The 14,959-nt window shown below is 52.1% G+C and carries 11 protein-coding genes; all 11 read right to left on the bottom strand.

Annotated features, from left to right (window positions below):
• Positions 1-414: 414 nt before the first annotated feature.
• Positions 415-1,086, bottom strand: coding sequence for a methyltransferase domain-containing protein (locus RVU70_RS02205; protein WP_363349454.1), 672 nt, complete (start codon positions 1,084-1,086; stop codon positions 415-417).
• Positions 1,087-1,181: 95 nt separating this feature from the next.
• Positions 1,182-2,405 (bottom strand): O-antigen ligase family protein, encoded by a 1,224-nt coding sequence (locus RVU70_RS02210; protein ID WP_363349455.1) that lies wholly within the window; start codon positions 2,403-2,405, stop codon positions 1,182-1,184.
• A gap of 316 nt (positions 2,406-2,721) precedes the next feature.
• Complete coding sequence (locus tag RVU70_RS02215) at positions 2,722-3,555, bottom strand: glycosyltransferase (protein ID WP_363349456.1); 834 nt, start codon at positions 3,553-3,555, stop codon at positions 2,722-2,724.
• 280 nt (positions 3,556-3,835) lie between these two features.
• The gene (locus tag RVU70_RS02220) at positions 3,836-4,627 is read right to left on the bottom strand and encodes a glycosyltransferase (protein WP_363349457.1); all 792 of its coding nucleotides are present in this window, start codon (positions 4,625-4,627) and stop codon (positions 3,836-3,838) included.
• Positions 4,628-5,070: 443 nt separating this feature from the next.
• A complete protein-coding gene (locus tag RVU70_RS02225) occupies positions 5,071-6,210 on the bottom strand; it encodes a glycosyltransferase family 4 protein (RefSeq protein ID WP_363349458.1) in 1,140 nt (379 codons plus the stop codon).
• 62 nt (positions 6,211-6,272) lie between these two features.
• Positions 6,273-7,010, bottom strand: coding sequence for an FkbM family methyltransferase (locus tag RVU70_RS02230; RefSeq protein ID WP_363349459.1), 738 nt, complete (start codon positions 7,008-7,010; stop codon positions 6,273-6,275).
• Positions 7,011-7,073: 63 nt separating this feature from the next.
• On the bottom strand, positions 7,074-8,420 hold the full coding sequence (locus RVU70_RS02235) for a WcaI family glycosyltransferase (protein ID WP_363349460.1): 1,347 nt from the start codon (positions 8,418-8,420) through the stop codon (positions 7,074-7,076).
• A 416-nt stretch (positions 8,421-8,836) separates the two neighbouring features.
• Positions 8,837-9,508 (bottom strand): hypothetical protein, encoded by a 672-nt coding sequence (locus RVU70_RS02240; protein ID WP_363349461.1) that lies wholly within the window; start codon positions 9,506-9,508, stop codon positions 8,837-8,839.
• Positions 9,509-9,525: 17 nt separating this feature from the next.
• Positions 9,526-11,754: a polysaccharide biosynthesis tyrosine autokinase gene (locus tag RVU70_RS02245; protein WP_363349462.1), complete on the bottom strand. Its 2,229-nt coding sequence runs from the start codon at positions 11,752-11,754 to the stop codon at positions 9,526-9,528.
• 61 nt (positions 11,755-11,815) lie between these two features.
• On the bottom strand, positions 11,816-13,264 hold the full coding sequence (locus RVU70_RS02250; RefSeq protein ID WP_363349463.1) for an O-antigen ligase family protein: 1,449 nt from the start codon (positions 13,262-13,264) through the stop codon (positions 11,816-11,818).
• Positions 13,265-13,342: 78 nt separating this feature from the next.
• Positions 13,343-14,788, bottom strand: a complete 1,446-nt coding sequence (locus RVU70_RS02255; RefSeq protein ID WP_363349464.1) for an exopolysaccharide biosynthesis polyprenyl glycosylphosphotransferase — start codon at positions 14,786-14,788, stop codon at positions 13,343-13,345.
• Positions 14,789-14,959 lie beyond the last annotated feature (171 nt).

Genomic DNA, 14,959 nt, shown 5'->3' on the forward strand with positions numbered 1-14,959 from the left:
GAGCCCAGGGGGATCAATCTGCTGCTTCCCTCCTTGACCTCATTATTTTTTTACCCCGAGGTCGTCGCTGACTTTAAGTGAGCTGACATGAAGGCGGTTGGTGCCCAGGTCTAGGGCGCACCTGGTGTTAACGGCCGGCACCCACTCGCCATCGCGCATGAGTTTACGGAAGGTATCTAGACAAGTGCAACGTGGCTAAAAATAGACGATCCCCCGTAAATCTCGTAGATACGGGCCGCAGCCGAGGTAACAAATTCTCCTCAAGCCACGAACGGCCGTTGAAGATTTTTCGCAAGAGTTGTCGCGGTGTGTGCCCCGATGGACCTTCGCCGCTTCGATCCACCGACCCCTAAAATCAGGTTGATTAGTATCCTTTGCAAAATCATAAGCGGCCATTTAGCGACGTTTTTTCTATTATTTCAACCTTCTGCAAACAAAAAAAACTTGGGAGTTTGCCCACCATGGAATCGGTAGCGGGGAGTAGAGCTCAGTCTCTATCACAAAGCTTTTGCAAAGAGTTTTCCGCAACAACCTGAAATCAAATCCTTTGTGAGTAGGTCGCCGATCCTCGGGCCGCTGCACATCGCAGCAGACTAACCCTAACAAAATCTCCGACGTTGAGTAGTCGGACCGTCTTTGAAATAAAATAGTCCTACTCAGCTCCTTGATAGGGAGTGCCGCTCCAATCATGATCGGCACGGAAATAATCAGCTTTCCATCGGCACGAAGCTTTTTTTTACAATCGGCTAAAAATATGTCGATCTGATCGTCTGTCAGATGCTCACAAACTTCTAGAGCAGTTATTACATCAAATTCCCTAGGAGTTCCTCTAAGATCGGAGATATATTGTATCCGCGGGTCCGCCGATGGTGGCATATAAGGCTCAATCGCGTAGAGTACGGCATCTACTCTTACATCTCCGAGAGCGCTTAAGAAATAGCCATTTCCAGCGCCAAAATCCGCAACAGCGCCTCGGCATGGAAGATGCTTATCAGCTAACAAGATGGATTTCGATAAGCGAGTCCTATGAGCGAAGCGAGCGATGGGATTGGGCGAGTTTACCGTTTGTCTATCATACGTCACCATATCACCCGCTCCTCACTGAGATCCGTCTTCAGTCATAAGAACATGCCAACCATGCCAAGCCAGATAATCCTCGTCGTCTTGGCTTTGTAAGCCTCCTAAAATGGACTTCGGATTTCAATCATTTCTTTGTAATCATTGACTTCTTGGCTATTATGTTGCGTAACAAGTTCTGTCTTGGCGCACAAAAGTAAGAAAAGCACGGATAGTGGATTGCCGATAGCAATCAGGTATCTGTTGAAGACCGATTCCGCAACGGTATATGTTATTAACATCAGAACCCCCGTATAAAGGCGCCATTCTCTTCCTTGCGGTGCTCTTATTTGACGCCAAAGCCGAGATATCAATCTGCATATCGAAAAGATGAGAACCGTACCTACCAGAATCCCCGAATCTAACATAATTGTTAAGTAGGAGTTCTCCGTGTTGAATCCGAGTAACTCATAGGACGAGGATCGCAACCCCCCCCCCAAGAACAGCTGAATTGGGTCGCTAAATAGTCTGTCCAGAGCCATTTGCCACAGCTCAAGGCGCCCAGAGCCGCCCGAACCGATACCTCTTTGTTCGGAAGAGAGTTCAAATATCTCGCTGAGATAATCGAAGAGCGATTGAGTCTTTAATAGAACAACGATAAAGGCAAGGGCTATTGTGCCACCTATCACCTTGGCACCTATTCGTTTCAGGTTCGCGAGAGATGCGATTGCCACGGCAAGCGCCAACGCCAGAAATGACGCACGTGAAGATGATGCCATCACAATTTGGAGGCTCAGCAGGGAAGCGCCAGCAAACAGGAGCCTATTCTTTCCTGTCGAAACCAGCGCCTGCGTTATCAGAACTGCAACTCCTCCCCCAAATATAAAGCCCGCCAAATTCGGATGCAAACCGAAAGGAGCATATCGCAAAGCCCAACGATTATCTAAGCTGATATTTAGAGCGTCAAACATCTCCTGGCGCGTGAGCAGGAAGCAAGCTGAAATCATGGCCAAGTAGGAATACGTGGCACCTGATAGAATGTCACTGAGCGTTACTGTTCGAGCCACTACTATAGCAAGGCAAATAACATATAGGAAGGTCAACGAGTATAAGGACGTGTACTCTACTTCAGAAAAGATGGAAATTGCCATTGAAAGAGAAGCTGCAATTAACATAACGGTTTCAAATAAGCTTAACGGTTTTCGATCTATACCCTCCCGAAGCACTGCTACACTTGCCATCATCGTGATTATCCCAATGCCCCCAAGCTGGAATAACATTGCGCTCCCCGCCTCAGCGTTAGCGAAGAGAAGGACGAATAGAGCTAAAGATAAAAGATACTTGGTCATATCATCGAGCTCGCTCAAGCGCCCAATAGGTAGATTCAATGTGTCAGACACGTTTATTAAGAACGGCCTCCGCTACGTGATCCGCTATAACATTTTCTGGCGGTCGACAAAATCTGCCAGCCGCTGCATGGCGAGCATCTGCTGGCACCACATTCCACTCCAGCGAACGCTCTACGACCGCGCGGAATCAGCACGCTCGCAGAGCGAGATGCTGTGACAGCCTCTGTCAACGAAGAAAGCAAAGCTGCGAAGTTCAAAGACCTCTCACCTGGCGCGTTGCAAAACAAGATTCTATAGAGGATTAAAGATAATTTCCTTAGCCAGCGGATGTAGATTGATCGCCGGCGATCAGCTGATAGAGACTAATTTCCTGGCATTTTGCTTCGTTCGCAAGTTCCAGGAAGCGGCAACGGGCAGCTGCGCGCTGTGAGCATCGAAAGGTCTCGTCTCTGGTCCACTCACGTACATATCTGTCCGTAAAGCTTATGAAATCAGAGGCGCCAACGCCCGTCCCCAGCGGCGAGATAATTTCCTGAATGTAGCCATGATCAGTGGCAAGCACGGCGACGCCGTGGCTCAGAGCTTCAAGTATTACGAGCGGCTGCGCCTCAAAGCGGTATCGGGACGGGAAGAGAAACAAGTCTATACTCGAGAAAAAGCGATCCTTCGCTTCCCCCGATACCGACCCAAGCTCGATCAGAGCATCCCCAAACTTCAAACGGGCGGCTGCAATCAAAGCATGTGCACGTTCGTCAACAATTGGGCCTGCGAGCAATAACTGTGCATCTAGGCCGTCAGAATATATCGACTCGAACGCGTCAAGAACAGTATCCAAGCCTTTTTCTATCGTAAGATTAGATAGGAACCCCATAGTGAGCATCCCATTCTTATCAATGCGCTCGTGCTTCTCGCAAGCGAGAATGTGGCTCGCGTTGTGGGCCACAACGGTCTGAGCGCTATTATAATGCAATTTCAAGTCCTTTGCCATCTGCTCTGATAGCACTATGTGAAGAGACCTCTCACCTGCCAGCCGACAAAGTGTAGCGAACCGTAAATCATAAGACTTAATGTACGACGAGGCGTGGTGGTGAAGGAACAGCTTGTAACCAAACAATCTGGCGAAGGTGACAGTCAGGAAGTTATAAAACATGCCCAATCCTGGTTCGATCACCGTGTAAAAGCTCCGCTTTTTATAACTAGTGTTATATAGCAATACTAACGGTGAAAAGCATGTCCGTATGATGCGCCGAAAATGGTAAGTTCTTGTTCGTCGGTGGTTGCGAGGAGAGGTATCAACAAGCTTTATAGCGACACGCGTCGACCTTTTTAGTCCTGAGACGATGCTCTCGTTGATAATCGTCTGGCCGTTTATGGGTGGAGGCAAGGCTAGCACTGCAACGACGACACCGCCGGTGTTATGATGATACCCTTCAGAATTTCGCATCAAAAGCTCTCGCCCCGCACAATTGTCCTACTCCGGCAGCGAACCGCGACACGTCTCCCTGGTTCGCAGCCTTTAGCGCCTCCGTCGCGACCCTCTCCCAAAGCGCTCGGTTCGAAGCGACTAAATCCATAAAGAAGGCGAGCCCCTCCGGATCATCTGGGCCGATGAGAAAGCCATTTATGCCAGAACGCAGTATTTCGTCCCGGGCACCAGATTCTGGCGAGTAGATCACGGGAACCCCCAAGGCTTGCGCCTTGATCACGACCAGCCGGGATTGCTCCTCAGCACCCACAAGCAGCAACGCAAGTGTGCTCGCCAACGCACGCGAGCATGAATGCGAACGGACAGTGCCTCTGAAAACTATTAACTCGTCAAGCTCCAATGAAGTAACCTTTTCTCTGAGCCGAGCTTCTAACGCTCCGATTCCGAAAAGGTGAAGTGGGCGAGGGTTTGAGCTTTTTTTTGCATAGAGAGCATAACCATCTATGACAGACGGAAGTCTCTCTTCTGTGCCAAAGCCTGAGATGACGGAGAAGTGGCGGGAAGAAAACGGGACGCCACGTGGCGCGGGTTCAGTTTCTGCGAGCCCGCGGATGCGCTCTAAAGATAGCGAGTCATATCCATAAGCGATGCGGTCCGCTCGGAAGCGCATAAACTTCATATACTCCTCGACCCGCCTGCTGGTGATGAGCGCGCCATGGTATGGCAGGAACACCAAACCCTTCAAAACTTCTCCCCACGCGCGTCTTGGCATGTCGTCGAACTTCGAATCAGTCATTATGTATACGTGACAACCCCTAAGTCTCAGTGCGAGAGCGGCTAAAAAAACTTCTGGTGCTTCATAATGACGGAAGAAGAAGTCTGCTGAGCCTATTGACCACGTTGCCTTGAGCAGACTAACTAGACGACGCACTAGGGAAACTTTGGCTGCACCGGAATTTCGAAATACGGTAAACTTTTGAAACCTGTTTGGACCCGGCGATGACCAAGCACTGGGGTCGCTGCTTTCAGCAAGCTCCAATGCTATCACCACTCTATGACCCGCGTAGTGTTCCGCGACAGCGTCACAGCGATCTGCCTGTATTGGACCGAAGCTATCCCAAACGAATACGAGCGGCTTTCGCCTGCGTTCCCTTCCACATGGGTATTCCGTAATGTAACGTCTTACGTAGTTAGTGGGAAAAGACATGGCAGAGCGTTCACCGCACTTTCGGGATTTCACTAGCTCACCCTCGGACGGCTATCCAGAGGCCCAATCAGCGAATTGACACCTTCAACAAATCTCTCCACGTCGCCGCGCCGTGCACTCTGTCGCGCTGCCAAGGCCATCGCCCTCCACAGGCCTTCATCCTCGGATAGAAGCGACATGAAATAGGCGTAACCAGGAGCGTTGTCTGACTCCGCTACGAAGCCATTCACCCCAGACTGCACCATTACTTCCCACGCCCCGCAACGGTCAGAAATGATGACTGGCAGCCCGGTCGCTTGTGCTTCGATAACAACGTTTCCGAACTGCTCTTCTATGCTTGTCAGTATCAGCGCAAGGGTCGTTGAGTACATTTCTGAGACACCCTCGATTTGCAGCGCACCTCTGAAAATGACGTTATGGGACAAGCCTAAGTCGGAAACGAGCTTGCGCAATGCTGGTTCATCTGGACCATAGCCCGCAATATGCAATGCGCGTGGCTGCGGGACAAGTTTGACATATTCTCCATAGGCCTCAATCGCTGTAGCCAAATTCTTCTTTGGAACGAATCGCGCGATGATTGAAAAGTGGCGATCGGAAAAAGGAGCTCCCTCTGGAGCCGGAGGCGCTTCGCAGAGGCGTTGAATGCGTTTGACCGAAACAGTATTATACCCCAGAGCAATCCGTGATTGTGACATTCCCAAGAATTCAAGATAGCTCCTACTTCCCTCTCCAGCTACCAGCGCGCCCTCGTACGGTAATAGGAACAAGGCCTTTGCAAGTTCCCTAAGCCGGAAACGCTCCTTGTCCTCAAACCTAGAATTATTCATGACAAAGACATGTCGTCCGCGCATCCGTGATATCGCGGCCGCCGCCCAGATAGCTGGGAGTTCATAGTGGCAAAAGAACACGGCAGATGGGTTGATTTCGCTTATTGCTCGGACAAGGGACTGGGTTAACCTAAGTTGGCGTTGATAGAGCGGAAGTCCATTAGGGAAGAGGGTGACTTTTTCGAACGTTCGAGCTTTTGATGAGGGCCATATGTACGTTTCGCTCTTTCCGAATATCTCGACCCCGATGAGCAAAGCGCGGCCGCCCCATTCATGCACTAAGGCGTCGCACCTGTCGATATGCATCGGTCCAAAATTATCCCATACGAATGCAATTTTTTTCAATTTCAGCTCGCTGCCGCCGCCTTGGTTGCACCCTAGCCCGGTTAATGCATCGAAATGAGAGGTTAGGGGCCCTGACCCACCTCGACGCGCGGCAGAAATAAGAGGTCCGCCTGCGTAGGCCCGTATTCTTTTGTGGTCGACATATTGAACACCCCGCGTAGCTCAAATTGGCGCTGGGCCAAGTACTGAATGATTTCCGTTGCGCGGGGCTGCCCTTTGTAGAGTTCGACGAAAGACACTTCGCAATAGATGGCATCAATGAAGCGCAGTATTTGTTCTGCACCCATTAGCACTTCCAGTTCAGCACCTTGGACGTCGAGTTTCATTAGTATAGGTCGCTTGAACGTCTCAACGTCAATGATCTCCGGGAGCCGAGCAACAGGGACAAGCATCGATGCCTTAGTCCGTATCCCATAAGCCTTCTCCTGGCCCAAATCGGGTTCCAAGAGTGAGGACGAGTCAGCGCGCGCTGTGACGAAGAAGTTCGCACTACCCGTGACGTCCCCAAGCGCGGTAGCATGAAGTTGAGCGCGCCTTCCAATTAGCGACCGGTAGATTTGGAGTTCCCGGTCCAAAGGCTCGAAAGCTTGAATTTCAATTGAAGGAAACAAGTACCGCGCCATCAGTGAGAATTGCCCCTTGTTAGCGCCGATATCGATCAGCGTCCTTGGCGCGAGCCGTTTAATCGCCCCGATATGTTCGACCGCTGGCATGACTCCCTTTGCAAGGGCTGGCCAAAACGACGGCGTCATCGCAGCCTTAAGATATTTGATGAAACGATTTATGGTCTGAGGCTCCAAAACTGCACCCTTGGAAAGAGGGGATTTGCGCGAGCTTATCTAACGCGACGCACCCGCAAGCTTCTAAAGCTCAACATCGACCCTAAGGCCGGTTCCAACGTCCGAGTCATCCTCCGCGGCTTCAAATAGCTCTCGTTCGAACATCGGCAATAATTGCGTGGCATCTAACATATCAGCAAGCATCAATCCTCTCTCTACCATCGAAGAAAGCTCTTCTTCTCTAGCGCGACAAACAGCCTTGGCGAGCGCAACGTGGTCGCCTGCGGGCACGAGTAATGCAATGTCCGATAGAATGCGAAACAGTTCTGTCCCGGTGTCGACGGCAGCGACGATTGGCCGTCCGCTAGCTAACATGCCACCGAGTTTGGACGGCAGTACTAAATCAGAGGCCCATTTTTGTTGGGGCAGTACGTGCAAATCCGCCATGGACAGCAGTTCGTTCAAACGATCCACCGGCTGCAAAGGAAGAAACGAAATATTAAGCAGTTCGGCACTGCTTTCCTTGAGACGTTCCTGCAACGGACCGTCACCTGCAATCACAAACACAATATCGTCTCGAAACTGCAGCTCCCGGGCGGCCGAAATAATTACGTCTAATCCTTGCTTTGCGCCTATATGACCGGCATACAAAGCGACAAATTTCATTTCATTTATCCCCAGCTCGAGGCGGAATAGATTTGGCTCGCTTCTCGGTATCGGCCTGATCGTCCTTGTGTCCACCCAGTTTCGCACCATAGTTATCCGGGTCGCGTCCAAGCCCTTTGCTATCAATCGCTCACGCATCCCCTGAGAGATTGTGATGATACGGTCAAACTTCTTCAAAAGACTCCGTTCAGTTGCAGTCGCAAACTTTCGAAGCGCCTCGCCCCTTATGTGGCCCACTTCAAAGGCGGCATCCACCTCAAGATCTTGGACGTGTAGAATGCATCGGGTGCCGACAAGTTTGGCAGCTATTATTGCTGTGGGAACCGAAAACATTGTTGGTTCCACACAGAGCACGACCTCTGGCCGAAACCGCCAGATACGCCAAGCAACTACCGGCATCGAAGCGAGAGCGAACGATAGAGGGGCGATTAACCGCCAAATACCTCCGCCCTTGCCCTTCGCTAAAATTGGACACCTGTACACCTTAATAGAGTGGAGTGTCTCCTTTGCGTATAAAAACCCGCGGTATGGCGCCCACACAGACCAACCGGGATAGTGTGGCGGCGCTGTAATAACTTCAACTATGTGGCCGCGCGATACAAGATATTGTGCCAGTTCCGCTGTGTATTTTGCGCAACCAATAAATTCTGGAGCAAAATTGATTGCTTGAACCAATATCTTCTTTGGCCTAACGCGACAGCTTTTGAGATCCATAACTAGCTCGTCTTTATTACCGCGGTAGAAGGAACCATCGCGCTGGGGCATAGAAGGGAGAGCATCCCGCCTGTTGGTGATGCCTGACTTGACATTGACTGAGATGATCAGGAAGTCTTGGCACCAACTTGGCTAGCGCCCATTCATGCGGCAATTGCGCCATCTTTCCTGGTGTAGGATAGATCATTTTACGTTTTGCGCCTCATTCCTCGGTCCGGATGAAAACCGCCAGAGCGCCACTAATGCTATGTGCATGCGTAGCCTCCCTGTCGTCGCGAGGTGGCATCCTATGTAATTCATGTTTGCGCGCTACCGCACACAGGGTGACTTTCGCCCCGTGATTCCTTTACTAAACCTCCTCGTCAAGGGTCCACAATAGTTCTTATTATTTGCTTCACAATTGACGCGTTGAACGCTCACCCCCCTGCACAGAGCAAGACAAAACGCTATAGATCGATCGTAAAGTATCACAACCCTATGGCTTTCATCCACTCATTTTTTCCCGGATGCAAAGGAGCGAGCCTCTGTTTGATAACCTGCCTTGATGTTGCATCCATTGCCGCAATGGTGGACCTTATGGTTTGCTTGGCTTGAACATCCATCAAAATCACGGCATCCGATAGTTCACTGAGAGCTAGCCTTTGTCTGCCTTCGGGTAAAGCATCCCAGATCAAAAGGTAAAAAACTATCCTCTGGACAACAGCATCCATCTCGCGTGGCTCAGTTAATTCTGACATTTCTAAAGCTGATAACGTAGCTTTACTACCTGACCCAAAGCGCGCCGCTCTTAATTTCGCGAGCTCAAGCCATTTGGTCCCGGAGGTGGGTTCTACTTTGAGGATTTCCTTCGGGTGCACCTCCTCAACGCGCTTTGCCGCAGACACTAACTCATCCAGGGTCTGGAGCATCCTTCGCGCACCTCCGCTGGTACCCGGTAGAGAGCTGAAGACGCGAAATTTGGAAATCAGTTCCTCGGTCTCTGGTCCAGGAGTAACAAAGTTGGTTTTTTGCTCGATCGCAGGCCAGATCACGTAGGCTTCTTGCGCGCATAAGGCTTCATAGAAGAGAAGACTTGCCCCTTCTAAAAATACAATTAGCGACACTAGCATCACCGAGATTGCTAAAGCCTTGCTGGTCACGTTTCTCTGCTCTCGTATCAGTTTTCATAGTAACGGCTATGATAATAACCCTTATACTCGGCATAGGCGCCGTAACGTGGGGCCTTGCTCTCGTCAACACGATTTAAAACGATACCGCCGAGGGTTCCCGAAGCAGCGAAAACTCCAGCATTACGAGCCACAGTTTCTCTGGCTGTAAGCTGCCACTGCGTCACAAAAATCACCTTATCTGCAAGATTGTTCAACACTCTGGCGTCAATAACCGGCTCAAGGGGAGGCGCGTCAATAATAATCCAGCCAAAGTTCCCGCGAAAATGCTCTACCAAACTTTTCATACGCATGGAACTAAGTAATTCCGTCGGAGTTTGGGATTTCCTTCCCGCTGGTAGGAAACTCAAACCATTCATATGCAAGGTAGCCTCTTCGATAGTAGCTAATCCCGTAAGCACCTCGACCAGCCCCTTATGGTTTTCCGCGTCGAAATACTTCGTGCTTGAGGGATGTCTTAAGTCAGCATCTATTAGTAACACTTTCTGACCGCTTTTCACAGAAGAAAAACTGAGGCATTGCGCCAATGTTGATTTTCCCTCGGCAGAAACGGAGGAGGTGAGTAGGAAAACTTTCGGCGGCTGATCTACAGCTGCCATCTGAATCCCGACCCTAACTGCACGCACCGCTTCTGCGAAACGTGAGAGAGGCTTCTTAGCAAGGTAGCTCGCGGGGTCCATTACCTTATCGTTGACTCGAAGTTCTTTGTCAGTAAGCAGGGGTATAGTCGCCAGCACTGGATATCCAAGTTTTTCTTCAATTTCCCTTGCTGATGTGAAGCCCGGGTTCAAGCGATCAAGGGCAACACTGCCCCCTATCCCAAGAATGATACCAAAAGCAGTAGCGAGCGAAAGAATGAGAACCTTCTTGGGGTGCGATGGCCTCACAGGCTTCGTAGCAGGGGATATAACGCGCGCTTCCCGCTCTTCTAAGCTTGACTCTTCCTGCGTGATTTTTGAGCGTGAAAGAAAGTTTTCGAAAATCATCTTGTTTGCAGCATTGATCCGTTCGAGTTCCCGAAGCCGCACACCAATGTTGTTATCGACGCCCGTCCTTCCTGTCGCCTGATCAAGACTCGTCTCAAGCGATTTCTCGCGAGCTTCCGCTACCTCGTAATCGTTTTTGAGATTAAGCAATATACGCTGCACCTCGGCCGAGATTGATCGATCAATATCACGACGCTCCGCGCGGGCGTTGATCAGAATTGGATTTCTGGCACCATAGCGGGCTGAAAGGTCTGCCTCCTTTCGAGTGACCTCTGCCTGCTGCTCGCGTAACCTGGAAATCGCCTCTGAGCGGACTGCGTCTGGGATCGCCTGCACATCTCCACCCTCGACAACAACCTTCTTAGCTTGCTCGTATTTGGCGCGCCGTTCTGCAGTGTCCGCCCGGGCAACGATCAGCTTTTCATTTAGCTCCGAAAGCTGCTGTTCGGTGACGGTTTGCTTCCCTTCGCTTGTCGTTGCAACCAAATTATGGTCGCGTCTAAACTTTGCCACCTCCTCCTCAGACTGTCTTACTCGCCGGCGCAACTCCTCTATCCGTTCGCCGAGCCAGACCGAAGCATGTTTTGCCGCTTCATAACGGGCCTCGACGGTATTCAGCACAAACGCGTTAGCTATAGCGTTCGTTAGCCGCATTGCCTTTACCCGGTCCTTCGAAGTAACCGATATAGACAGGACAAACGTTCGATTCAGCCGCTGTACTTCCAACGCGTCTCTTAAATTCCTTATTGCGCGCGATATTTTTGGCGGAATGACGTCGGTCTTTGCGGCGTCTGGATCACCTTCCCCCGGTTCGCCTCCTAGTGAATCAAAGATGGAGGTGAGAAAGGAAAACAGACCTAACTCGCCCTTGCCGAATTCCTGGTCATCTGCAAGTCTTTCTGTCTCGACAACACGACGAAGTAGGTTAGTTGACTGTATTACAGACACTTGACTGTCAACGTTGCTAGTCTCAAGACTTAGTTCTGCGACAATCTGTTCAGTCCCGAGGATTTTTTCTTTTCTCGGCTGGAGGAATACCTGCGCAGTAGCGGTATAGCGCGGCGTCATCATGAGCAACACAATCGTCGCTGATGCCACCACGACGGCCGTCACCGCCAGAATATTCTTCCACCTTCGCCAGAAGAAGTCCTGTACTTGGCGAAGATCCAATTCGCTGGTAGTGCCTGCACCTACATTTGGCGAACGTTGGTTCACAAGGATCGGCTGATTCATTTTTCCTCTGCGACTTGCAATTCGGAAACCTCCGGCAAAAGCCAATCATGTGCCATTGACTCTAAAAGGAGCCGTCAGGATTTATTACACTGGGGGATTGCGCGAGTCCTGCCCCGAGCAGTGCCGACCAGGTCAGCGCCAGAGCCTGGACCTGCAAGCTAAAGTCAACAAAAGAGTGCAGGCAAACGACCACGCTTGTGGCGACGGCCGCGACGGGTGCCACAGCCTCCTGTTTCACCCCCAAAATGCAGTGCCCGACGATATTGGCTACGCTTAGCATAAAAAAGATTGCCACCGGAAACCCCAATCCTTGGAACAGCTCTAGGTAAGTATTATGTGCGCGATCCCAAAAAAACAGCGATACGAGAGTTGCATCACGATACATCTTAAAGACGTCCTGGAAGGTACCATAACCAGTTCCAAGCCAGGGAGCGTCCAAGACCGCGCGCCATGTCAAAGCATAAACAGCAAGCCGACCTTCATCATCCATATGGTTCGTGTTTAACCTATGGGCGAGGAAATCGCCGAAATAAAGCAAGGTGACGCCTACCACAGAGACCATGACCAATAGGGTGACGCTAACAAAAATTGGGTTTTTACGGCCGCGGATGGCCGCCAGCACGAAAAAGACCGAAACGCCAGCCAGTGAGGATGCGATGCCCCCCCGCGAGCCTGTAAGCATAAGACCAGCGCCGATTATGAATGCACAGACAATCCAGAAGCCGCCGGGACCCAGTGCCGCTGCGATCAAAGCTGCGACTCGCTGCCCAACGGTAGCCATTCCAGGCGGAGTCAAGCGCTGAAACACGCGCAGCGCGCAAACTAGCGAGCAAACAAGTCCTATCGCGGAGTAGGTGGCATATGAATTCCGATTCACAAACGTCGACGTTACCGAGTCCCGATAATACTCCTTGTCGAACCAGAGAATAGTGTCGGGCCAGACAAAGAAGGCGAGGATTCCGTAGACCGCGTAGCCGAGGCCAATCAGGGCTATTCCCTTGACCATGGCGCGCGCGCGACGCTCGGAGCGGCAAAGCTGCAATGACAACCAAAACACCAGGCCGCAGGTCAAGAGCCTCGTCACCGCCAGAACCGTCAGGTCGGGGTTGACACTGATCGCGCCGGCGATCGGTTCGCCGAGCGCGTCGCTCGCCATGCGCCAGATCGGGTGACGCCAGCTCTCCGGCATGAAGGGCGCAATCTGCAAGAGCGACCACACGACGACGCTCATGAAAGCGATCGCCGGAAACCAAATACGGCGCAAGGCGACGGGATGGGTTCTGCCGCTCCAGAGCAGCGCGGCCTCATAAAGGATGGCGAGCGCGCCATAGTAGATCGCATTTAGGCCCCAAGCGATCGGGCGGTTGGAGCCCAACCAAAACGGCGCGAAGGCGAGGCCGAATATCAAGGCCGCAAACAGCTTGCGATCGAATGAGCGCTCTGTCGACGCAGATGAAGCTAATGGCGCCTCAGCTGCAGAGAGACCCGCCAAAGTTACGCTGCTAGGCATGCACGCATCCGGCAATTTTCCAACTCTTCATGCGGGCGCCCTTCGAAAGCGGCCCTTTTCGTTTCGAGGTTCTTTCTATCAGTAAGCGTTCTTGTCCCACAAGACGATGACCGCCGTCTTCGTGATGATCTGGAGATCAAGCCAAAGGCTCCAGTGTTTGATGTAGTCGAGATCGTAGTCGATCCGCCGGCGCAATTTCTCCAGGCTGGTCAGCTCGCCGCGAAAGCCGCTCACCTGCGCGAGGCCGGTTATTCCCGGCTTGACGCGATGTCGAGCGGCATAATCGTCAAAAGCGTCCTCGAGCTGGAGATTCTCGGCCTTGGTCGCGAGCGCATGCGGCCTTGGCCCGACGATCGACATGTCGCCTTCGATGACATTGAGAAGCTGCGGCAGCTCATCGATGCTCAGGCGACGAATGAGGCGGCCCACCCGGGTCACGCGCGTGTCGCCCTTAGCGGTCTGAATTTGAGCGTGCGGGTCGGTGGCTTCGACATACATCGACCGGAACTTCCACAGCTGAAACCGTTCGCCGTTGAAGCCAACGCGCGTCTGCCGAAAAAACACCGGCCCCGGACTCTCGAGCTTGATCGCCAAGGACACGAGGATGAACAAGGGGGTCAGCAAAGCGAGCGCCACGCCGGCAATAAAGATGTCTTCTACGCGCTTGAGCCAAAGCCCCCAACCGGCGATGGACTGATTACTGACGCAAAGCGCCAAGCGATCCCCGTCAAAGAGCGAAGCGTCGAGGATCGTCGACAGGGCTTTTTCGCGGGGGAGAATAAGTATTCTTACCGAGAGGTGTTTGAGCGCGCTGAGCGCGGAGGCGATCTCTGGGATCGCCTCCCAAGGCCCGGAGACGAACAGGCAATCGATCTGCCGTTCGGAAATGGTCTTGGCAAGCGCCGCGAGATCATGGTGGCTTTGGAGACGCCGTTCGACGATGACCCGCACCTTCTTTTGCGTGGCGAACTCGATGTCATCACGCTCGATTGGGGCGCCGCCGACGCCAATCGACATGGCGCGGCTCATATGGTGGCCAGCGTCGATCTTATTGTAGAAGCGTTTTGCCAAAAAGGCGCGCAGGGCCTGAGCAGATAGTACGCTGCTGAGCGCCCAGGTGAAAAACCAGAGCCTCGAATAGTGTCCGGCCTGTTTTGCCGCCGCCGCTGCAACCGCCAGCATGGCGAAGGTCGTCACTTGGGCGCAAATGGACGCCTTGACTGACGGCGTGAGGTCAAACGCTTTATCGACGTCATAAGCGCCCACCGCTTTCGCCGTATTGAATTGCAATAGGATCCCAAATGTCATGGCGAAGATCTGCCATTGCTGCAGCTCCATCGAACTGTCGCGGGCGAATCCGATAGCCCAAGTTGCGACAATGCCGACGACCGCGATCGCAACCGCGTCGAGAACAACAAGTGCGGCGACGTGGTTATAGGGACATATCTTCTTATGCTCGGAAAGAGCGTCATGAGCCTCGGCAAGCGAGAAACCATCCTGCGAGCTCAGATCGGTTTTCAACATGTTTAGCCTTAAAGTGAGCCGTAGTAACAATAAGTTAGAGTTGCACACTCAATGCGCGCGCGCAACCCACGCCGCGGTTCAGCATAGATACAATTTACAGGCCAGCTGCTCGGTGGCGCAACAGCATCGAAATCTCTTTGGCCATTTTTTTGAGCGCCGCCGAGGCTTAAG

The sequence above is a fragment of the Methylocystis echinoides genome, assembly GCF_040687965.1.
GTDB lineage: Bacteria > Pseudomonadota > Alphaproteobacteria > Rhizobiales > Beijerinckiaceae > Methylocystis > Methylocystis echinoides_A.

What these genes read in the sequence shown, in the direction of transcription:
- RVU70_RS02205 (WP_363349454.1), bottom strand. Translation starts at nt 1,086, where the DNA reads ATGGTGACGTATGATAGACAAACGGTAAACTCGCCCAATCCCATCGCT.
- RVU70_RS02210 (WP_363349455.1), bottom strand. Translation starts at nt 2,405, where the DNA reads ATGACCAAGTATCTTTTATCTTTAGCTCTATTCGTCCTTCTCTTCGCT.
- RVU70_RS02215 (WP_363349456.1), bottom strand. Translation starts at nt 3,555, where the DNA reads ATGTTTTATAACTTCCTGACTGTCACCTTCGCCAGATTGTTTGGTTAC.
- RVU70_RS02220 (WP_363349457.1), bottom strand. Translation starts at nt 4,627, where the DNA reads ATGACTGATTCGAAGTTCGACGACATGCCAAGACGCGCGTGGGGAGAA.
- RVU70_RS02235 (WP_363349460.1), bottom strand. Translation starts at nt 8,420, where the DNA reads ATGCCCCAGCGCGATGGTTCCTTCTACCGCGGTAATAAAGACGAGCTA.
- RVU70_RS02245 (WP_363349462.1), bottom strand. Translation starts at nt 11,754, where the DNA reads ATGAATCAGCCGATCCTTGTGAACCAACGTTCGCCAAATGTAGGTGCA.
- RVU70_RS02250 (WP_363349463.1), bottom strand. Translation starts at nt 13,264, where the DNA reads ATGCCTAGCAGCGTAACTTTGGCGGGTCTCTCTGCAGCTGAGGCGCCA.
- RVU70_RS02255 (WP_363349464.1), bottom strand. Translation starts at nt 14,788, where the DNA reads ATGTTGAAAACCGATCTGAGCTCGCAGGATGGTTTCTCGCTTGCCGAG.